Below are 20,054 nucleotides of genomic sequence, written 5' to 3'. Positions count from 1 at the left end.
TCCTCCTTACTTCAGCGCCAGTCCGATCACGGCGTCGATCGCCGCTCTCCTCTGATCCTCCGGCAGTTTCCGGGTCTCTCCATCTGTCGAAGCAGGATGCTCCGCCGCAGCGGTCAGGGCATCGGCCGCTTTTTTGGCTTCCTTCCGATCAGAGTCAGCCTTCGCAAGCGCTTCCTCTTTCGCTCTGGCCGCGTCTTCCTCCGCCTGGCGGCGAATCTGCGCCGCCTGACGCCTGGCGGAGGCGACGATCTCATCGGCTTTGGCCTCCGCCTCTTTCACCTTGACAATCGCGTCTTCGATCATCCTCTCACCTCTTTCTATTCCCGCGTCAGCGGTTGATTGAAGAGAACCTCTCTCCCGGAAATTCCACGAGATTTATTATATTCTACCTTATCCGTCCTCCGCAACGGAAATCACTGTGAAGCCAGCCGGATCAGAAAGCGAATCCTCCCCTTGTCCCCGGTCACCCGGTATGGGATCTCATAGTTGGACAGGATGTTTCGGACAATATACAGACCTAGTCCGTTCCCCCTCTCGCTGTTCAGGTCAAAACCGCCGTCAAAAATCTGATTGGGATCCGCCTCTGTCTCCTCATCAATCGTATTTTCCACATAGAGCCAGTTGTCTTCCGCTCCGATGTGAATCTCTCCCTTCTCATTCGCGTACTTGACGGCATTGCTGATCAGATTCGACAGGACCATCTTGAGCGCCCGCCTTCCGATATACATGGTCTCATCGCCCAGCTCCTCGCTCACGCTGATATGCCTCTGGCCCGCCAGCAGTCTGTACTGATCCAGAAGCGGTTGTAAAATATCTCTGACCAAAACCTCCTCCTCATCATTTTTGAGCTGGTCAAGAGACGAGACGGACAGCATCTGGGAGATATTTCTGGTCAGCTGATCCACAATCGCAAGGCAGCTGCCGATGTACTTGTCCCGGTCCTTGTACTTTCCGACATTGTATTGCATATTTTCCAGGATGATCTTCAAGCTGGCCAGAGGTGTTTTCATCTCATGGGAGGCTCCCCGGAAGAAATCATATTTCAGCTTCTCCAGCCGCAGAACCTCCTGATTCTTTTGTTCCAGATGCTCCATGGAATTTAAAAGGGTCTCATACAATTCATTGATCTGTCCCTTCAGTTGCCCCACTTCATTGGTCGAATCCACTTTCAGGCTGGCGTCCTTGTCCAGCTTCATCATCTGATCTGTGACGTCCTTGATTTCCTGGATACTCTTTGTGATCGACCTGGCATAGATCAGGGAAATGACGACAGAGAGAAGAAAAGACAGGATCAGGGAATATGGCAGGAATTTCAGGCTCAGCTCTTTGGCATCTCTTTGCATATCTGCAGTCGAGACGAACTGAACCCATATCTTTCTCCCCGTGTTTAATTGGATCTCTCTCTCCTCAATAACCAGAGAGTTGCTGCTGCTCTTTAAGTCAGCTCCCACTTCCTCTTCGATTCTGATCCCGTCATCAGCTCCCTGCTCTTTGACAAAGGCCTTGATCTGGCTGGTCTTGGAGTAGAAATCCAGGGACTGCTCGACGAAATTCAGATCTCTCCCCTGAATATTGCTGGCAATTTCATCCGCCTTGGCAGACACTTCCTGCTTTCTGGTCTCCAGATAGGTCTTGGGGAAGACGAAAAAAATCAGCAGATGCATCAGAACAATGAGAATGCTCAGGATCGCAAAGGTCTGCAGGAACATCTTGGGAAATATTTTCAGATTCTTCATTGTCTCTCCAGCTTGTAGCCCACATTCCGAACGGTGATAATGCAGTCCAGTCCCAGTTTCTTCCGCAGTTCCTTGATGTAGACATCAATGACCCGGTCAAAGGGGATTTCCTCTGTCTCCTTCCAAACCCCGTCCAGAATCTGCGCCCTTGTCAGGGCGCAGCCCTCATGTTCCAGCAGAAATTTTAGAATCTCCACTTCCTTAGCGTTCACATCGACCTTTTCCCCGTCCACTCTGGCCGAATAGCTGCTGAAGTTCACCTCCGTTCCCCTGTAGGCAAATCGATCTGTCAGCCCGAAGTGCCGTTCTATCAGAGAGTCAATGCGGGCCTTTAACACAGGCAGAGAAAAGGGTTTTTCAATATAGCCGTCCGCCAGACTGGTAAATGCCTCTATCTTATACTCCTCATCACTGAAGGCCGTTAAGATCAGTACCGGCAGCCTGCTCTTTCTTCGAATCTCCTTGAGTACGTCCAAGCCGTTGATATGCGGAATCTGTATATCCAGGATTACCAGGTCGATATCATCTGAATAAAACCTGGCAAGCGCCTCTCTCCCGTCCCCCGCCTCGACCATCTCATAACCGGATTCGGACAGGTATTCGCAGACGCCTTCCCGGATCATCTGGTCATCCTCAACAACAAGTATTTTCATAGGCTCTCCCCTTCCTGCGCAAGCGCCCCAACCCCCGTCGGCATGTCCTCGAATTTACCGTCAAAGTCTATTTTACCGACCACACCCGGCAATGTCTATGAAGGCACGCAAAACAGCCGGGTATTCGCGCTGCTTCCCCGCCAGGCGGCCGCTCTGAAGGAAAGGAACCCTCATTCGCAGAGAAGACGCTCCAGATTACTGTCATTCCATGTCGTGAATAATGGATAAAGAGAGCCGACCATCATAGGACACATGCGCTCCAAATACGCGCATGCGTCCTATGACAATCAGCTCTCGCTTCATTCCCGGATCCGCTCTTATGATTCCTGTCCCCTATGAATGGACCATTCCCCGATCCCATCAACAGGTATGACGGCAGAGCGATCCGAAAGTTCTTTACGACCCAGCCGGGCTTCACTGCTTCGCGTGATCTCTTACTTGGTATCTGTCAGCAGTTCCTTGGGACTTCTCTTTAAAATCGCAAACGAGGATATGAGGACGGAAACGATCAAAATCAGCGACATAAACAGTACCACATAGATCAGAGCATTAGGACCGACGATCACATCCAGGCTGGTCAGGGTCTTATTGAAGCCGTCCACTTCCGCGCCGCCGCCCAGGCCGGTCGATGCCGACTGCTTGGCTATCTGATCCGCGATATTCCCCGTAACTCTCTGGAGGATGCGGTTTCCGAGCGCTTTCCCCACATGTCCGGCCAGGAAGTAAGCCCCGATGTAGGCCGGAATCGCGATGAACAAAAGTTCCATCATAAACTGCCCCAGAATTCTCATCTTGGAAAAGCCCAGTGACAGGAGAACCGCGATCTCTTTCTTTCTGGCATTCATCCAGAGGAGCAGAAGCAGAGATACGACAAGACCGGCAAAGACTAAGGAGCCTGTCAGCAACTGGTTGGCAATTGCGTATACGCCGGAAATAGACTTCTGCAGAGCCGGATAATTAGACGAGCTCTTGATCAGGTTATAGGCCTTCCAGTTGATATCCAGAGAGCCCAGATCCTTGATCACCTGATCCAGGTTCTTATTCCCCTTCACGAAGAAGGTCGCGTCCTGATAGGTGGCTGTGTCTTCCGTATTGCCATAGACCTTCGCCGCCGTGTCCAGATCTGTAATCAGCGTGTTCTCATAGAGCTCCTGGGCTGCGCTCACGCCGCCCTTGTTGTGTCCGTCAAACAGGCCCTTGATTTCCACTTCCACCGTCTCATTGGCGCCCTTCTCATTATCCGCATCAAAGAGATTGGACTTGATCTTTAACTTATCCCCCACTTTCAGATTGTTCTTGGCTGCCAGATCCTTATGCATCAGGATTTTATTCTTATCCGTCCCGGTCAGGTGCTGTCCCTCAACCAGCTGGTATGCCCCGGATACGAATTTCGTCTCCTTGGATGAATCGTTGACTCCGGTCAGCATAACGGTTCTCTTGAAATTCTTTGCGCGCTCTTCAGACTGGGATGCCAGCGTCTCCTTGGTCTCAATGATATCATAGCCATCCAGATCGGCCACGCTGTTGATTCTCTTCACATAGCCGTCAATATCCTTGGACTCAGCTATTTTCTTGATATCCTGTCCTCTTACATTTCCTCCTCCCCGCGGTGTTCCCTGGTTGACCCGCCGGTTAATCTCCATGGAGAAACTATTGGTAATCGTTCCAAAGGTCTCCGCTGAGGCCCGGTTGGTCGCATCCCTGATCGACAGGCTGATCAGACTGAGGACAGACATGGACAAAACCACCAGAAGTATGATGAAGGATTTCAGACTCTTTCTTGTGACATAGGCAAATGCGTTTCTGATCATTGTCGCCCTCCTAGATATATTTCACCTGCTTGATCTTCTTATTGCTCAATTCCAGAATTGTGTCTGCCGCGCCGGCGACTTCCTTGCTGTGTGTCACCACGATGACGCACTTATTCCTCTCTTTGGCCAGTTTCTTTAAAATTCCTATGATTTCTCCGGCGGTAGACTCATCCAGATTTCCTGTCGGCTCATCCGCCAGAATAACCGGCGCTTCTGACACCAGGGCTCTGGCAATTGCGACTCTCTGCTGCTGGCCTCCGGAGAGCTTCATGACATTTCTTTTGATCTGGCTTTTATCCAGCCCGAGCTCCAGCAGAATTTCCTCAGAGGCCTTGCTGTTGACCAGCCTCACATTCTCCAGGGGAGAGAGATAATCGATCAGGTTGTAGTTCTGAAAGACAAGCGATATATGATTTTTCCTGTGCCTGCTGTATCCCTCTTTTTCAATATTCTCATTCTTAAACAGAATCTCTCCCCGATCGGGACGATCCAGTCCTGCCAAAAGGGAGAGCAGGGTTGACTTTCCAGCGCCGGATTTCCCGATGATCGCATAGAAATTCCCACACTCAAAGCCCTGGTTGATGGATGAGAGAATCCGCTCTCTGGAGCCGGAATAGCTGTAAGTTACATTCTTCATTTCTAAGATACTCATACTGGCCTCCTAACTGATTTGGGATAAAATCTCTTTTGGCTTTTTGATCAGAATCATTGCGGATGCAATGATCACTGATACCGCGATAACGGCAGCCAAAACGCCATAGCTCTGTACAAACACCAGCAACTGACTGACTCCGCCCGCACCGGTCGGTAAGTTTGTCATAAGAGATGCTGTCTGATCCGCCCCCAGCAATCCCCCTGCAATTTGCCTGACTGCCAGACTCCCGACCACAAAAGCGGCCAGGCTGGTCGGAATGGATATCAGGATCAGCTCCACAAGAAACTGGCCCACGATTTTGACCTTTCCGACTCCAATCGACAGGAGGATTCCAATCTCATAGATTCGCTCTCTCAGCCAAAGGATCAGAATCAGGGAGAGTACAACCACGCCGCCGGCCATAATCGCGTAGGTCATCATCCCGATCATGTGCCTGACGCCGCCAATCGCCTCTATGGCCTCCTGAAAGGCGCTTGTATTCTTGTCAACACGATATTGGGACCAATCCGCGGGAAGCTCCTGAATCTTCCTGATCGCCTCATCCATCTTCTCAGATCCCGCGCAGGACAAAGTGATCTTACTGGCAATCCACTGATTCTCCGACAGGCCAAGCCCCTTCTGGCTTGACGCATAGTCTGCGAACATCATGTTCTCACTCAGATCCGATGACAGCCCCGTGTACCTCTCCTGCTTCTTCCCGGAAAAAATGCCTACGATTTTGTAGGTGCGCTCCTCAAGTTTGCGATCTGCATTCCTGGAGTCAATGTATTCCAGACGAATTTCATCATTTACCTTCAGCTTGTTTTTCCTGGCGAACTCCTCGTGGACGAGTAGAGCGTCCGAATCACCTCTCTGAATCCCTCTTCCCTCTTTCAGACTGAATGTCCCGCTGCTGAAGAGGACGTTTTTATCTGTTTCACCGCCGGCCTCAATCGAGACCAGATTTTTGAATTCGTCCGTCAGATCGTCTCTCGTAATCGCCTGCTCCCCCTCGACCGCTTTTGCATTGGTCAGTCTTGCCGGCCCCTCATACTGAGGAGACGACTGGGTAATCTCTTTGATCTGATCTGTCTGCGCGAACGGACTGATCTCAAAATATCCGTCCGCATCCTTCTTCGTGATCGAAAGGGATGAATTTGAAGACTGGTATAAGGTCTGCTCCAGATTTTCACTGGTCCGCATAATGCTTAAACATATATACAGACAGGAGAGAACCAATGTCAGTATGACAAAAACAATCAATGTTCGGGTCTTTTTTCGCAAGACATATGCGATGGCATTTTTGATCACTGCTGCCCCCACTCCTTTCCTTCTCGCCCCCTGCAGGTAAGGCGTCTGTTTTTCCGCCGCTTTTGTTCACAAACCATATGCTATCGATCCTATATGAAACGTTTATGAAATCGAATGCAAAAAATAGAATTTCTGCTCTGCTCGTATTTGCTTCCAGACGAAAAAGAGAGCAGCTTGGGGAAGCCGCTCTCAGGAGAAGGTATTTTACTATGGGGGTAGTAAAAAATGTATTGGGGTTTTTACTCGGCCGGTCTATGTCCGGCGTCAGCCCCAATATGGCAGAACCGCCTGATACTCTCCCCGCTGATTCCAAATAGGCTTCTCTTCGGCAGAACCGGAGAAATATCCATCTGCCCCTTTCCATCTGTGCTACACTTGTATGAGAAGACAGAAAGGAGACCAGACCATGAAACATGTCGCCACAAAAGCAATCTGGATCGGACTTGTCATCATTTTCATCCTCCTGGGAGCAGTTGTCGTCATCATCGGCATGCGCATGAAGGCCTCTCCCTATAACTCTTACCCCAAGACAGAGGCCCGCATCCTCAAGGTGGAGAACTACCAGAGGCGAAGCGATGGCTCAGACACGAAGTATGGAAGCACACTGCAAGTGGAATACACGGTCAATGGCAAGCAGGTACAGGCCTGGGTGACCTTTGACAGGGACACCAGCCTCCAGGTGGGCGAGACCCTTACCGTCGCCTACAACCCGGATCATCCGAGCGACTGCCACGCCATGGATGGCAAACCCGATATCACCAGGATTCTGGCTCTTATCGCAGGAATTGCCCTCGTCATATGGATATGCAAGAGAACTCTGACCTCCCGCCGCTAACCCGCGCTCCACAGCTCATCCGCCTTTGATCCCCCTGTCTGCCGACCAGTCGCAGGAAGCGCTGCAGCTCACATCTCCTCCACCGTCACGCCGCCTTCCTCCGGCTGGCTGTAGTGTTTTGCAAAGAGCGCCTCGAATTCCTCCCGGTGAATCTTCTCCTGCTTGATCAGCAGGTCCGCGCACCGGTGAAGGACATCCATATTGGCTGTCAGAATCTCCCTGGCCTTATCATAGGCTGAGGAGATAATTTTGTGCACTTCCGCATCAATCCCCGCCTGCGTAGACTCCGCGTAAGACTTGGCATGAGCCAGATCCCTGCCGATGAAGACCTCATCATCATCATCGCCATATGCGATGGGCCCGATTTTGGAGGAGAATCCGTACCTGGTCACCATCTCCCTTGCTGTGCGGGTCGCCTGCTTAATGTCAGCAGAAGCCCCCGTCGTCACATCATCGAAGATCAATTCCTCTGCGACACGACCGCCGAAGGCAACCACGATATCCTGGAACATCTTCCCCCTGGTGACAAACATATTGTCCTTCTCCGGCAGCGGCATGGTGTAGCCTGCCGCTGAAGCGCCTGTAGGTATAATGGAGACCGAATAGACCGGCCCTACATCAGGCAGAACATGAAAGAGGATGGCATGTCCCGACTCGTGATAAGCCGTAATTTTTTTCTCCTGCTCGGAAATGATCCGGCTCTTCTTCTCTGTCCCGATTCCGACCTTGACAAAGGAGGAGCGGATATCCTCCATCCTGACATAAGCCCGTCCCTCTCTGGCCGCGGCGATGGCGGATTCATTCATCAAATTCTCCAGATCCGCACCTGTAAAGCCAACCGTCGTCCGCGCCACTGTCGCGAGATCCACATCTTCTGCCAGGGGCTTATTTTTGGTGTGGACACGAAGGATCTCCTCTCTTCCCTTCACATCAGGCCTGCCGACAAAGACCGACCGGTCAAAACGCCCGGGCCGCATAATGGCAGGATCCAGGATATCTACCCGGTTGGTCGCCGCCATAACAATGATGCCCTCATTGACCCCGAAGCCGTCCATTTCTACCAGCATCTGATTCAGTGTCTGCTCCCGTTCATCATGGCCTCCGCCCAGACCGGCTCCGCGGCGCCTCGCCACAGCGTCAATCTCATCGATAAAAACAATGCAGGGGGCATTTTTCTTAGCCTCCGCAAAGAGGTCTCTGACGCGGGAAGCGCCGACCCCGACGAACATCTCCACGAAATCAGAACCCGAGATTGAGAAGAAGGGAACCCCTGCTTCCCCCGCCACTGCCTTGGCCAGCAGGGTCTTACCCGTTCCCGGAGGGCCTACCAGGATCACTCCCTTTGGAATACGAGCCCCTACCTGAGTGAACTTCCCCGGATCGGAGAGAAAGTCAACCAGTTCTCCCAGACTCTCCTTTTCCTCCTGAAGACCGGCCACATCCTCAAAAGTTATATTCGTGTCTTCCTTTCTGGCCATCTTTGCCCGGCTCTTACCGAAGTCCATCATCTGACCGTTGACGCCGTTCTGGGCCCAGTTCTGAGCGTTCATGATCAGGATAAAGAAGACGATCAATATGACCCCTACCACAGCAGATGGCAGAACGGCCATAAGCCATTGATTGTCCCTCACATCCTTGAGTGTGTAATTGTCAAATCCCGCCGTCCGAAGGGTATTTTCAAGGGTCTTCACATCCGACACGGCCAGCTTGTATTCCTGTCCGTCCGCCAATTCGACATCGGCGCTCCCCGTGGGAACCTGCGCGTTCTGGTGGATCACCACGTTCTTAACCTGTCCTGCCTGCAGCGCGCTCTGCAGCTGGCTGTCGCTCATGGCCTTGCCGAGCCTGGGCGCGTTGAAATACCAGACGATCATCAGGCCAAGCAATATCAGCAGATAGATGGCCGCTCCCCGTCTGCGCCTGTTCTCGTTATCCAAATTTACTCCTCTCCTGCGCCTGGCGCGATACATGCGCAGAAAGCGGCCGGCTTATCCCACAAGACAATATCCGGTCGCTTTCATCGCTTCTCTTTGGTTCAGCCGTTCAGTTCAACAACCCCGATATAGGGGAGGTTGCGGTATTTCTGATCGTAGTCCAGGCCGTAACCCACAACGAATTCATCCGGAATGGAAAATCCGGTGTAATCGACCTCCACCGGAACCTCGCGGCGGTCAGGCTTGTCCAGAAGGCAGCAGGTGTGCACGCTTTTGGCTCCCTTATCCCGGAACCAGTTGAGCAGGAACTGGAAGGTATTGCCGGAATCGATGATGTCCTCAACAATCAGCACATTCTGACCGGAGGGATCCAGATCCAAGCCCTTCTTAATAACGACATTGCCGGAGGAGACGGTGCCTGCTCCATAGCTTGAGGTCGACATGAAGTCCATGGTTACAGGAACTGTAATGCGCTTGGCCAGTTCACAGGCGAAAAAGGAAGCCCCCTTCAGGATGCAGACCAGGAAAATTTCCCTGCCCTGAAAATCTTTGCTGATCTGCGTGCCCAGCTCCCTGATCCTTGCGTCGAGCTCATCCTCGGAAAGCATCACTCTGATCTTCTCACTCATCTTTCACTCTCCTAATCTCCAAGACTCTTTTCGTGTTCTGATTCGCCTGATAAAACTGACTCTGCCTGTATCCGATGATCCAGACAATCTCAGATCCATCCGCCAGAAGAGGGCAGGAGGCCCTGAGGCCCGCGGGGATCTTTCGATTGATCATAAATCGCTTCAAGCTCTGTCTGTGGCCTGCCACATCGATACAGATGCGATCATGCGGCTCTCTGAAGCGAATCTGAAGAGCAGTCCTGATTTTATCATAATCAAATGCCTTCGTATAGGGCGCCAGCTGGCTTTGCTCCTTTCCCCCGCCCTCAATCAGGCGGTAATGATAGCGGTCTTCCCCCAGCGCGATCAGCCCCGCGTCACCGATTTCAAGATCTGTGGGAATGCGGTCCTGACGGATCTTCGCCCTGTTAGCTGTCTCAAGCCCGGGGCTTGTCTCCGGTCCGGGGCCTGTCTCCGGTCCAGGGCCTGTCTCCTCTTCTCCAGACGATCTCGAAAAGAACTGAAGACTCTTATAGCCCCGAATGACGAGCAGGCCATAGGGCAAATCCAGCCGCCGTCCCGCCTGGCCGCGCAAAAGGTCGAGCAGGGCCTGCACATGCGCGCAGCCAAGGTCTTTAGCCTCTCCGGCCGCCGTCTCTAGGGCAAGACGCAGAATCTCCCTCTGTAAAAAGGGGTCTTCCCTCTTCAGGTCAAGAGAGAGAATCCAGCTCGCGGGGCGGGGCAGAAGGAGCTCTGTCAAATCTCCCCTCTCCTGTCCTCCCGGCAGAAGATACCGGTCCAGGGCTCTCTTTGCCTGCCTTCGGATATAACCTGACGCCTCTCTCGCGATTCCCGCCGTGCGCGCCATGTGCTCCAGGGCTCTTTGGTTCTCCCCCAAAAGGGGAGGCAGGACCTGATGACGGATCCGGTTGCGGCTGTAGGTATCCTCCTCGTTGCTTCGATCCCTTCTCCATTCCTGGCCCAGGTCACGCAGCCAGTCTTCAATCTCTCTTCTGGACGCGGTCAGAAGGGGGCGGACGATCCTGCCCCTTTTGGGGGGGATTGCCGCCAATCCCTCCAGACCGGTCCCCCTGACCAGATGAAAGAGAAGGGTCTCCGCCGCGTCATTTAAATTGTGGGCCAGGGCAATTTTTGCCCCGTCCCATCGGGCCGCCGCCTCTTCCAGGGCCTGATAGCGGAGTATGCGGGCCGCCTCTTCTTCAGACCGCCCTTCCATCTCCGCGAGAGCCCGCACCTCCACCGGCACGATCTGACAGGGCAGGCTGTGCTCCCGGCACAGACTCCTGACCCAGGCAGCATCTTCCAGGCTCTCCCTCCCCCGAAGGCCGTGTTCTACATGTAAGACCCGCAGGAGCAGATCGTACTTTTGTCTCCAGATCAGCGCCAGCCGCAGGAGGGCAACCGAATCCGCCCCGCCGGAGACCGCCAGAAGAAGACGGTCTTTGGGCGCAAGCATTTCTTCTCCCACCGCATAAGACCAGATCCTCTCCGCAAAATCGTCCACCGCCTCGCCTTCCTCTCTCTTCTCCTGTCGCCCGCGCTTCCAAGACAGGGCTTCAATCGCTCCGGCGGATCCCCTCACTTGCCTGCGGGCCGCCGACCGCGTCTGCTATCCTCTGACAAGAAAAAACCCGACAAGCCAATGTCGAGTCCTCCTGTCCTTATTTCTTCTCGCGGAAGATGATCTCATTGGGATGAACCATCCCCAGCTTGCTCTGGGCCTCATGCTCCGCGTAAGCGTCTGTCATCGTGTAGTTCACCTGGTTCTCAAGCTCTTTGGCTCTCTCCTCCTGCTGCTGCAGCTCCTTCTGGTAGACGGCAGCCTTCTCCTTGTAGCTCCTCTGTTTCTGGTAGAGACGGGTCAGCTGGACCAACATCGTCACAGCAAAGATCACTGTCAACAGGGCAAAAACTGCCCGCCGACGCCGCCTGGTCTTGTTGGCCTGTGGCCTTTCCTGCCTTTTGATTGGTCTAATCTCTTCGCTCATGAATTTCTTTCCTGGTCTGATCCCCTGCTGACAGCTCACAGATTAAGCTCTCTGAATACAACTATGATAGGAGCACGGGACGGATTTGGCAAGTCAGAGGTACTCAAAGAGCTCCTTGGCCTCTTCCTTCTTCGTCGTATCCTGTATCTCCAGAACACGAACCTTAACCGTGCGATTCCCGAAGGCGATCTCTATGATATCTCCCACCGAGACCTTGGCAGAGGCCTTGGCCGGCCGGCCGTTCACAAGCACGCGACCGGCGTCGCAGGCCTCGTTGGCCACGGTTCTGCGCTTGATCAATCTTGAAACCTTGAGGAACTTGTCCAGTCTCATATCCCGCTCCTTTTAAAATATCGTCCCTTTGAACTCATATCCGGCAAAATGAGACTGGCCGCAGGCATCCTTAAGCCACAGTCATCCCTCAATCATGAATAAGAAAAACCGATCTCCATATTTCGCACCTGCATATCCATGCACTTACGCTATATGGCGATCGGCTCTCTGTCTTCTGCAATTTCTTACAAATCGCTCAATTCGAAGAATTACTTGTTTACAGCATCCTTCAGTGCCTTGCCGGCCTTGAACTTAGGTGCCTTAGAAGCAGCAATCTTCATGGTCTTGCCGGTCTGGGGGTTGCGTCCGGTTCTTGCGGATCTCTTGGAAACCTCAAAGGTGCCGAAGCCGACAAGCTGGATCTTCTCGCCCTTTTTAAGGCTCTTAGATACAACGTCGGTGAATGCCTTCAGCGCTGCCTCTGCATCCTTCTTGGACAGATCAGCCTGCTCTGCAATTGCTGCAACTAACTCAGTCTTGTTCATTTCTATTCCTCCTATATTAACAGTTCCGATTCTCCTTGGGTTCTCCCCCGAATCGTATAAACCCTTTATAATGGATTTTATTTTGCTTGTCAAGAAAAAGCCCCGTCTTGCGGGCTTTTCTCGAGATTTAAGAGAATTTCCCGGCTTTTCTTTCTCAGATAGTCCGCCTGATTGTGCTCCGGCTCCTCTAAGACATCCTCTAAAAGGGCGGATAAGACTTCTCCCACCAGCCTTCCCTGGGGCAGTCCCATCTCAAGAAGGTCCCTTCCCGAAATAGCCAGGTCTCCCACGGACAGGGCCTCCTTTTTTTGCAGAATCTGCTCCCGCAGGCGCTCGAAATCGTCAATCTCCCCCAGCTTCTCCTCACGCTTGTAATCACTCTGGGCCAGCATGTCCGCCCGCTTCAAGGCAAAGAGCCGGGGAAAAGCCTGTGCTCCCACCCGAACCATAGCCCGGCGGACGGACCGCAGATCAGCCCCGGGGCGCTCATCATGATAGCGCACCAGCTGTACTACCCGATCCGTGGTATTCTTGTCAAAGCGCAGACGCCTGAGAATTTCCCCGGCCATCCTGGCCCCCTCTTTTGGATGCCCCTTGAAGTGGTCGACGCCCTTTTCATCCGTCGTTCTGCAGACCGGCTTGGCGATATCATGAAGGAGGGCCGCCAGGCGCAGGACAGGATCCCTGGGCACCCCCTGCATGACAAGCAGGGTATGGTGGCCCACATCGGTAAAGTGGTGGGGGGTATTCTGCGGCGTCCTCATACAGGCGTCGAACTCCGGGAGGAAAACTGCTGTGAGCCCCAGCTCATAGGCCATCTCAAGGCAGGCCGGATGAGGGGAACAGATGGTCTTCATCAGTTCCACCCGAATGCGCTCTGCCGAGACCTTCTTTAAGTTCTCAGCCAGGTCCCGGATGGCTGACGCTGTGTCCGCGTCCAGCCCGAAGCCCAGCTGGGCCGCAAAGCGGACCGCCCTGAGCATGCGAAGCGCGTCCTCGGTAAATCTCTGATGGGGATCCCCCACGCAGCGGACCAGCTTTCGCTTTAGATCGCCGATCCCGTCAAATTCGTCCACCAGGCCCCGATCGGGATGGTAGGCCATGGCGTTGATTGTAAAGTCACGGCGCTTCAGATCCTCCGTGAGACTGGGCGTATAGCGAACCGCCCTGGGATGACGTCCGTCCAGATACTCCCCGTCGACGCGGTAGGTCGTCAGTTCATAGCCGATATGATCCAGCATGACGGTCACAGTCCCGTGCTGAATCCCCGTATCAATCGTATGGGAAAAGAGGGCCTTAATCTCCCGGGGCCTGGCCGAGCTGGTAATATCCCAATCGTCCGGAATGCGCCCGAGGACAGAGTCCCGGACGCATCCGCCGACGGCATAGGCCTCATGGCCGGCCGCCTCCAGAGTATGAATGATCTGCCGCACAGGGGCCGGCAGATCAATTGACAGCTTCTGACCTCTTCTCATCAATATGCCTTACCCCAGTAGACCAGCTTGTGCGCGGGTTTCCCACAGCAGACGCATTTGTCATCAATGGCATCCTCGTCAAATGGCATGCAGCGGCTGGTCGCCGTCGTATCCTCCTTGATCCTGTCCTCACAGGCCTCGTCTCCGCACCACATGCCGCGGATGAATCCCGGCCTGTTTGCAACGGCGTCCTTGAATTCCTCATAAGTGTGCGCATCTGAAATATGGCTGTTCAGGAAGTCCTTTGCCCTTGCAAGCATATCCTCCTGCTCCTGCTCGAGAATCTGTCCCGCCCTCTCTGTGAGCTCATGCATGGGCACAAAGACCTTCTTGCGGTTGTCACGGCGAACCATGACTACCTGTTCCTTTTCAATATCCTTGGGTCCGACCTCAACGCGAAGGGGGATTCCCCTCATCTCCGCCTCGGCAAACTTCCAGCCGGGGCTCTTGTCAGAGTCGTCCAGCTTGACGGAGAATCCGGCCTTCTGCAGTTGCTGACGCAGTTCTTCGGCCTTCTCGAGAACTCCCTCCTTCTGCTGCATGACGGGCACAATGACAATCTGGACAGGAGCGATACGGGGAGGAAGCACCAGGCCGGAGTCGTCTCCATGCACCATGATAATGGCCCCGATCAGGCGGGTAGATACCCCCCAGGAGGTCTGATGCACATACTGCAGCTGATTATTCTTATCCGTGTACTGAATCCCGTAAGCTCTTGCGAATCCGTCCCCGAAGTTGTGGGAGGTTCCTGACTGGAGAGCTTTGCCATCATGCATCAAAGTCTCAATGGTGTATGTCGCCTCTGCTCCGGCGAACTTCTCCTTATCGGTCTTGCGCCCCTTAATCACGGGAATCGCCAGATATTTCTCGCAGAAATCCGCATAGACATTCAGCATCTGAATGGTTCTGGCCTCGGCTTCTTCCGCGGTCGCGTGCGCGGTGTGACCTTCCTGCCAGAGGAACTCGGAAGAGCGGAGGAAGGGACGGGTAGTCTTCTCCCAGCGGACAACAGAGCACCACTGGTTGTAGACCTTTGGCAGGTCCCGATAGGACTGGACAATGGTGGAATAGAGATCGCAGAAGAGGGTCTCTGAGGTCGGCCGGATGGCCAGTCGCTCCTGCAGGGGCTGGATGCCGCCCTGGGTTACCCAGGCCACCTCCGGGGCGAAGCCCTCGACATGATCCGCCTCTTTTTTCAGGAGACTCTCCGGCATCAGCAGGGGCATGTAGACGTTTTCCACCCCTGTCTCCTTGAACATCGCGTCCATATTCTTCTGGATATTCTCCCAGATGGCATAGCCGAGGGGCTTATAGATCATAAATCCCTTGAGAGAGGAATACTGCATCAACTCCGCCTTCTTCACCACATCGGTATACCACTGGGCGAAATCCTCGCTTCTGGGTGTAATCTCCTCAACAAACTTCTTATCCTTAGCCATGATATCTCCTCACACGCCCCTCTCCTTTGCCTTCGACTGGCACACAGCGGCCAGCTCCCCGACAATCCTCGCGGGCATTCACTGCCCTATTCTAGAAAATGCTCTATTTTCTGTCAATCTGAGCCGTCATATTCAGGTAGTGTCCATGCCCGAAGCCCTCATAGAGCCGGGCGAAATGATCCTGATAATCGCTTCCCGGCCTGCCGTCGGGCTCACGCTTCTGATCGGAGAGGAAGACCTGAAAGACAGCGCAGTTATTGACATCGATCTTCCAGAAGTCCTTTCGCTCCACATGGCCGACATAGGCCAAAAGGGCGTGCAGGGCCGCCCCGTGCGAGACGACGAAAATTGTGGGCCCTGTCTTACGATCCTGACACCTTCTGTCTTTCCTAATATGACATTCTCCGGCATCTTCTTGTACAGGCTCTTCGCAATCGCTTACCACAGCCCCCCTATTTGCACACAGAACATACTGATCTCTCAAGTCCTCCACGAAGTCCGCGATGCGGTCGAAGAGGTCCTCGTAGCTCTCCGCTCCGTCCGGCGGCTCATAGTCGACGACCGTGCGAAAGAAAGATTCATAGAAGCCCTGGGCCAGCTCCTCATTGGGTTTGCCCTCCGCCTCTCCAAAGCACATCTCAATGATCCGGTCATCCGGCTCCTGGAGGTCTCTGGGCCTGCCGGAGACAATCTCCGCCGTCTCCCTGGCTCGATCTAGAGGGCTTACAATCACGCGGTCCGGGACGATTTTCTCCTTTTTGAGGAATTTCGCCGCCTCCCTGGCCTGCTGTCTTCCCTTTTCATTGAGTCTGGTATCTGTCCTGCCCTGCATGCGGTGCAGGACGTTCATATCGGTCTGTCCGTGCCGAATGATATATAAGTTCATGTTCTCCTCATTTCCTGGCAAGCCCTGGCGCCTGCAAAGACACTGTCAGGTCGGCTCTGATCTCATGACAGGTCGATATCAGATTCCATCCGATCCTTCTTCGAGACAGTTTTTAAATCGGCCGAAGGCTGTCCCCCTCGGCAAAATCTCATAGGAGATCCGCTCTCCCGTCCCTGGATGTGGAAAGGATAGCTGACAGGCACAAAGGGCCAGTGGCTGGCCGTTGGGATCGGCCCCGTACCTGGCGTCTCCCAGGATCGGACTGCCCAGACCTGACAACTGCAGGCGAATCTGCTGATGGCGTCCCGTCAGCAGGTGAACGCGAAGCAGGGCTAATGCCCGACCGTCTTTTGTCTTTGAATGGTCCAGGATCTGATATTCCAGGCGGGCTTTCCTGACTCCCTTGATCCCCGGCGCAAGTTGGCAAGTCTTCTTAGCTTCCCCAGTCCCCGGCGCAGGCAGGCGGGTCTTCTTCGCCCCCTTGTCCTTCGCCGCAGGCTGGTGGCCATTCTTGGTCCCCTTGTCCTCCGGCGCAAGCAGGCGGCCATTCTTGCCGCGGGAAGCTGGCAGCATGTCGTTCTCCAGGAAAATCCATTCTCCCTTCCGATGGAGGGAATCCGCCTCCTGCCCACAGCCGGGTCCCTTCGGCAGTCCCTGTGTCAGCGCCAGATAGTACTTGTCGATCCTTCCTTTCGCCTGCGCCGCCTCCAGCTTCCCGGCAGCCCGCGGGTTCTTGGCGATCACCATAAGGCCCTCGACCGGCTGATCCAGGCGGCCAATCAAGCCGATATAGTCTGACTCTCCCCGGCTCTTGCGGTAGTTCTTCAATTCCGAGACCAGGTCTGCCTGCAGGGCAGAGGCTGTCTGTGTGGCAAATCCCGCCGGTTTATAGCAGACAAAGAGGTCTGCGTCCTCATATATAATTTCCGTCCGCATCATCCTTGTGTCTTCCTTTGATTTCCCCTGTCCCGCTTTCCCCAGTCGGGGTGCAGAATCTCTTCCATGTCAGCCGCCTCAAGATCCAGCTTCTTTCGTCTTTCGGCATCAATCGCAATCCACTCTGACAGAGTCCTTGGCCGGTAATCACTGAACATGCAAAAGGTGTTGATCATCTGGCAGGGCAGCTGGTGGACTGTGCCATCCCTGCCCCGCACCTCCATCTGCTGGCTCTGCCGCAGGAAATGGTGGACCAGGCGCTCATCCCTCGTGTCATGCACATGTCCATAGAGCATATAGACATTGGCCGATCCGTCCTTCCCCACATGATACTGCCCGTTGTAGCAAAAGGTGGGATAGTGAGAGAGAATCACATGCCGCCCCTGATCCCGAATCTCTTTGTATGGAGCCGCCCAGACAAAACGAGACAGGTGTTCCTGATCCAGCTTCCGAAACCACTGGTCGTGATTCCCAATGACCAGGTGCAGGCGGCCAGGCAGCTGATCCAGGATCTCCATGGTCTCCTGCCCCTTCCCATAGGAGAAGTCCCCCAGGATATAGACCTCGTCCCTGGGGCCGACCGCCGCCTTCCACTGGCGGATCATACAGGCGTGCATCTGGTCCAGATCCTCAAAGGGCCTGCGGTCCATCGACGTCAGCAGGGCCTTATGGAAGAAATGACAGTCTGAGATATACAATTTCCTGGACATATCACTCCTCTCCGATCGGCCGATCCGCGTCTCTTCTCTTGATCTGTCCCCACTCGCCGGTCCGCGCCTCTGCCCCTCAGACGCGGAAGCGGTATCCCACGCCCCAGATCGTCTCGATATACTGTGGCTTGGAGGAGTCCATCTCGATTTTCTCCCGGATCCGCTTGATATGAACGGTCACTGTGGCGACCTCCCCATTGGAGCTCATATTCCAGATCTCCCGAAAGAGCTCATCCTTGGAGAAAACATGGTTGGGATGCTCCGCCAGAAAGAGGAGCAGCTCATATTCCTTGGCGGTAAATGTCCTCTCCTCCCCGTTGATCCAGACCCGCCGGTCGGACTTGTCGATCTTGAGACCGCGGATCTCCAGGCAGTCATTCTTGATTGGGGACGCTCCCACCAGGCGGGAATAGCGGGCCAGATGCGCCTTGACTCTGGCCACCAGTTCCGAGGGGGAAAAGGGCTTTGTCACATAGTCATCGGCCCCCAGACCCAGACCCCGGATCTTATCGATATCGTCCTTGCGGGCAGAGACCATGAGAATCGGCCTGTCCTTGACCTCGCGGATCTTCTGGCAGATCTCAAAGCCATCCGCGCCCGGCAGCATCAGGTCCAGAATAAAAATATCATAGTCCCCTTCCAGGGCCTTTTTCAGCCCGGCAGCTCCGTCGGTCTCGATATCCACCGAGAACTCGCTCAGCTCCAGGTAATCCTTCTCCAGCTCCGCAATGGAGCGCTCATCTTCAATAATCAGTACTTTGCTCATCTGACTTCCTCTTCCTGATACTTGCGCAGAACGAAATAAATACAGGTTCCCTTGCCGGGAGTCGACCTGGCCCAGACCTTGCCCCCGTGATCCTCGATGATTTTCTTGACAACGGCAAGACCGATCCCGCTGCCTCCCGTATTGGAGTTGCGGGAGGAATCGGCCCGGAAGGTCCGGTCAAAAATATAGGGCAGGTCGGCCGCTGTGATGCCCTGTCCGTCATCAGACATCTCCACCTGGACGAAATCGCCTACATCTTTCACCAGCATGTTGATATGACCATCGGCATGTCCCATGTACTTGACGGAGTTGCCGACAATATTGGAAATGACCCTCTGCAGCTGTTCCGGGTCAGCGATGACCTCTGTCTCCTCGGGCAACTGGTTGGCATAGCCCAGACGAATCTGCTGGTTGGACAGCTCCACGGTGAGCTCCCCGGCGCAGTCGTCGAAGTAGTCTCTGGCGCTCATGTGGCGGAAGTTATAAGGGATCCCGCTGGTGTCAATCTTTGTGTAGGTGGTCAGCTCATTGATCAGCTTGTCCATCTCCCCCGCCTTATTGTAGATGGTCCGAACATAGGCCTCCTGCTTCTCCGGCGTTCTCGCGATCCCGTCTAGGATCCCCTCCGCGTAGCCCTTGATGGCTGTGATCGGGGTCTTGAGATCGTGCGCGATATTGGAGATCAGAGCCAGCTGCTCCTTCTCGTTCTCTAACTTCTGTCTGGAGGAATCCTCCAGACGGGCGCGCATCTCCTCGAAGGCGCTGCCAAGCCGGGCAAACTCATCTTTCCCCTCCATCTCGATCTTGAAGTCCAGGTTGCCCTCCCGGATATTCTCGGCCGCCTCTGTCAATTTGCGGACCTGAGGAACCATGCCGGAGTAGATCCAGGCTGTCAGGAAAACGGCGGTCAAAATCAGGATGGCCAGCACTGCCAGGATATACTGAATAATCAGCCTCTTTGCCTCCGGCAGATCCCCGCTGGCGGAAGTCAGCAGGTAGACGCTCCCCACGGAGCCGTTGATCGTGTAGAAATCAATCTGCCGGACGATCGTAGAGGCGTCTCCCTCCAGGTAGGTGAAATTATTGGCGTCCCTGGCTCCCGTCCCAAAGGATGGCAGATGCTCCGGATCCAGATTGCTGTGCTCGGACAGGCCATTGTAATAGACCTGATCCCGATAGCGAACCAGCAGACTGGTATAGCTCTTCTTCAGGTTCTCGTTCTCCTTCTGCAGATAATCTGTGTTCAGCAAAACGGACGGATCTGTCCTGGCCTGCTCCAGAATGGTCTCATAGGCCCTCCTGGAGTAGCGGTTCATGATCTGCATGGAATCTGTCACCAGTCCCTGGTCGGACCCCCGGCCCAGGAAGCGTACTCCATAGAGCAGAAGGATGGCCAAAAGAATGGGAACCACAATGACAATGGCGAAGGAAATTATCAGTCTCTTGCGAAAATTCATCCTCTCTCCCCGGCCCAACGGGCCTTTTATTGTCAT

General features: G+C 54.3%; 21 protein-coding genes. 1 reads left to right on the top strand and 20 read right to left on the bottom strand.

Annotated elements, in window-relative coordinates:
- Positions 1-6: 6 nt before the first annotated feature.
- From HMPREF1508_RS02670 to HMPREF1508_RS10520, 7 genes are all read right to left on the bottom strand, one after another.
- Positions 7-303: a hypothetical protein gene (locus HMPREF1508_RS02670; protein WP_006906841.1), complete on the bottom strand. Its 297-nt coding sequence runs from the start codon at positions 301-303 to the stop codon at positions 7-9.
- 110 nt (positions 304-413) lie between these two features.
- Positions 414-1,736 carry a sensor histidine kinase gene (locus HMPREF1508_RS02665; RefSeq protein WP_006906842.1) on the bottom strand — a complete coding sequence of 441 codons (1,323 nt, stop codon included), beginning with the start codon at positions 1,734-1,736 and terminating at the stop codon, positions 414-416.
- Entirely contained in the window at positions 1,733-2,389 is a 657-nt protein-coding gene (locus HMPREF1508_RS02660; RefSeq protein WP_044959189.1) for a response regulator transcription factor, read from the bottom strand. Before HMPREF1508_RS02660 ends, HMPREF1508_RS02665 begins: the two co-directional genes overlap by 4 nt.
- Positions 2,390-2,823: 434 nt before the next feature.
- Positions 2,824-4,200: an ABC transporter permease gene (locus HMPREF1508_RS02655; RefSeq protein WP_044959187.1), complete on the bottom strand. Its 1,377-nt coding sequence runs from the start codon at positions 4,198-4,200 to the stop codon at positions 2,824-2,826.
- Between the two features lie 10 nt (positions 4,201-4,210).
- Positions 4,211-4,852 carry an ABC transporter ATP-binding protein gene (locus HMPREF1508_RS02650; RefSeq protein WP_044959185.1) on the bottom strand — a complete coding sequence of 214 codons (642 nt, stop codon included), beginning with the start codon at positions 4,850-4,852 and terminating at the stop codon, positions 4,211-4,213.
- A gap of 9 nt (positions 4,853-4,861) precedes the next feature.
- Complete coding sequence (locus tag HMPREF1508_RS02645; RefSeq protein WP_443018242.1) at positions 4,862-6,037, bottom strand: ABC transporter permease; 1,176 nt, start codon at positions 6,035-6,037, stop codon at positions 4,862-4,864.
- The gene (locus tag HMPREF1508_RS10520; protein WP_242834486.1) at positions 6,024-6,458 is read right to left on the bottom strand and encodes a hypothetical protein; all 435 of its coding nucleotides are present in this window, start codon (positions 6,456-6,458) and stop codon (positions 6,024-6,026) included. The genes HMPREF1508_RS02645 and HMPREF1508_RS10520 overlap by 14 nt, the downstream gene beginning before the upstream one ends.
- Positions 6,459-6,524: 66 nt before the next feature.
- On the opposite strand from HMPREF1508_RS10520, the gene HMPREF1508_RS02635 reads away from it, so the two are divergent.
- The gene (locus HMPREF1508_RS02635) at positions 6,525-6,980 is read left to right on the top strand and encodes a DUF3592 domain-containing protein (protein ID WP_049906855.1); all 456 of its coding nucleotides are present in this window, start codon (positions 6,525-6,527) and stop codon (positions 6,978-6,980) included.
- Positions 6,981-7,048: 68 nt separating this feature from the next.
- Here the strand turns inward: HMPREF1508_RS02635 and ftsH are convergent, their stop codons facing one another.
- The 13 genes from ftsH to HMPREF1508_RS02570 form a co-directional block, all read right to left on the bottom strand.
- Positions 7,049-8,950, bottom strand: a complete 1,902-nt coding sequence (gene ftsH, locus HMPREF1508_RS02630) for an ATP-dependent zinc metalloprotease FtsH (protein WP_044959178.1) — start codon at positions 8,948-8,950, stop codon at positions 7,049-7,051.
- 65 nt (positions 8,951-9,015) lie between these two features.
- Positions 9,016-9,543, bottom strand: a complete 528-nt coding sequence (gene hpt, locus HMPREF1508_RS02625) for a hypoxanthine phosphoribosyltransferase (protein ID WP_044959177.1) — start codon at positions 9,541-9,543, stop codon at positions 9,016-9,018.
- Positions 9,536-11,125, bottom strand: coding sequence for a tRNA lysidine(34) synthetase TilS (gene tilS / locus HMPREF1508_RS02620; RefSeq protein ID WP_044959176.1), 1,590 nt, complete (start codon positions 11,123-11,125; stop codon positions 9,536-9,538). Before tilS ends, hpt begins: the two co-directional genes overlap by 8 nt.
- A 79-nt stretch (positions 11,126-11,204) precedes the next feature.
- Positions 11,205-11,531 carry an FtsB family cell division protein gene (locus tag HMPREF1508_RS02615; protein ID WP_006906852.1) on the bottom strand — a complete coding sequence of 109 codons (327 nt, stop codon included), beginning with the start codon at positions 11,529-11,531 and terminating at the stop codon, positions 11,205-11,207.
- A gap of 93 nt (positions 11,532-11,624) precedes the next feature.
- Positions 11,625-11,864 (bottom strand): RNA-binding S4 domain-containing protein, encoded by a 240-nt coding sequence (locus HMPREF1508_RS02610; RefSeq protein ID WP_044959175.1) that lies wholly within the window; start codon positions 11,862-11,864, stop codon positions 11,625-11,627.
- Between the two features lie 209 nt (positions 11,865-12,073).
- Positions 12,074-12,349, bottom strand: a complete 276-nt coding sequence (locus HMPREF1508_RS02605; protein ID WP_044959174.1) for an HU family DNA-binding protein — start codon at positions 12,347-12,349, stop codon at positions 12,074-12,076.
- A gap of 89 nt (positions 12,350-12,438) precedes the next feature.
- Complete coding sequence (locus tag HMPREF1508_RS02600; RefSeq protein WP_044959262.1) at positions 12,439-13,806, bottom strand: HD domain-containing protein; 1,368 nt, start codon at positions 13,804-13,806, stop codon at positions 12,439-12,441.
- A gap of 17 nt (positions 13,807-13,823) precedes the next feature.
- A complete protein-coding gene (gene proS / locus HMPREF1508_RS02595; RefSeq protein WP_044959172.1) occupies positions 13,824-15,263 on the bottom strand; it encodes a proline--tRNA ligase in 1,440 nt (479 codons plus the stop codon).
- A 103-nt stretch (positions 15,264-15,366) separates the two neighbouring features.
- On the bottom strand, positions 15,367-16,149 hold the full coding sequence (locus HMPREF1508_RS09595) for a histidine phosphatase family protein (RefSeq protein ID WP_049906854.1): 783 nt from the start codon (positions 16,147-16,149) through the stop codon (positions 15,367-15,369).
- Between the two features lie 78 nt (positions 16,150-16,227).
- Positions 16,228-17,088, bottom strand: coding sequence for an RluA family pseudouridine synthase (locus tag HMPREF1508_RS02585; protein ID WP_044959171.1), 861 nt, complete (start codon positions 17,086-17,088; stop codon positions 16,228-16,230).
- Positions 17,085-17,795 carry a metallophosphoesterase gene (locus HMPREF1508_RS02580; protein WP_044959169.1) on the bottom strand — a complete coding sequence of 237 codons (711 nt, stop codon included), beginning with the start codon at positions 17,793-17,795 and terminating at the stop codon, positions 17,085-17,087. Before HMPREF1508_RS02580 ends, HMPREF1508_RS02585 begins: the two co-directional genes overlap by 4 nt.
- Positions 17,796-17,871: 76 nt before the next feature.
- Positions 17,872-18,561, bottom strand: coding sequence for a response regulator transcription factor (locus HMPREF1508_RS02575; protein ID WP_006906860.1), 690 nt, complete (start codon positions 18,559-18,561; stop codon positions 17,872-17,874).
- On the bottom strand, positions 18,558-20,018 hold the full coding sequence (locus tag HMPREF1508_RS02570; RefSeq protein ID WP_044959166.1) for a sensor histidine kinase: 1,461 nt from the start codon (positions 20,016-20,018) through the stop codon (positions 18,558-18,560). Before HMPREF1508_RS02570 ends, HMPREF1508_RS02575 begins: the two co-directional genes overlap by 4 nt.
- Positions 20,019-20,054: the final 36 nt, after the last annotated feature.

The organism is Shuttleworthella sp. MSX8B (assembly GCF_000524295.1).
Lineage (GTDB): Bacteria > Bacillota > Clostridia > Lachnospirales > Lachnospiraceae > Shuttleworthia > Shuttleworthia satelles.
This window is presented reverse-complemented; position numbering and strand designations above follow the sequence as displayed.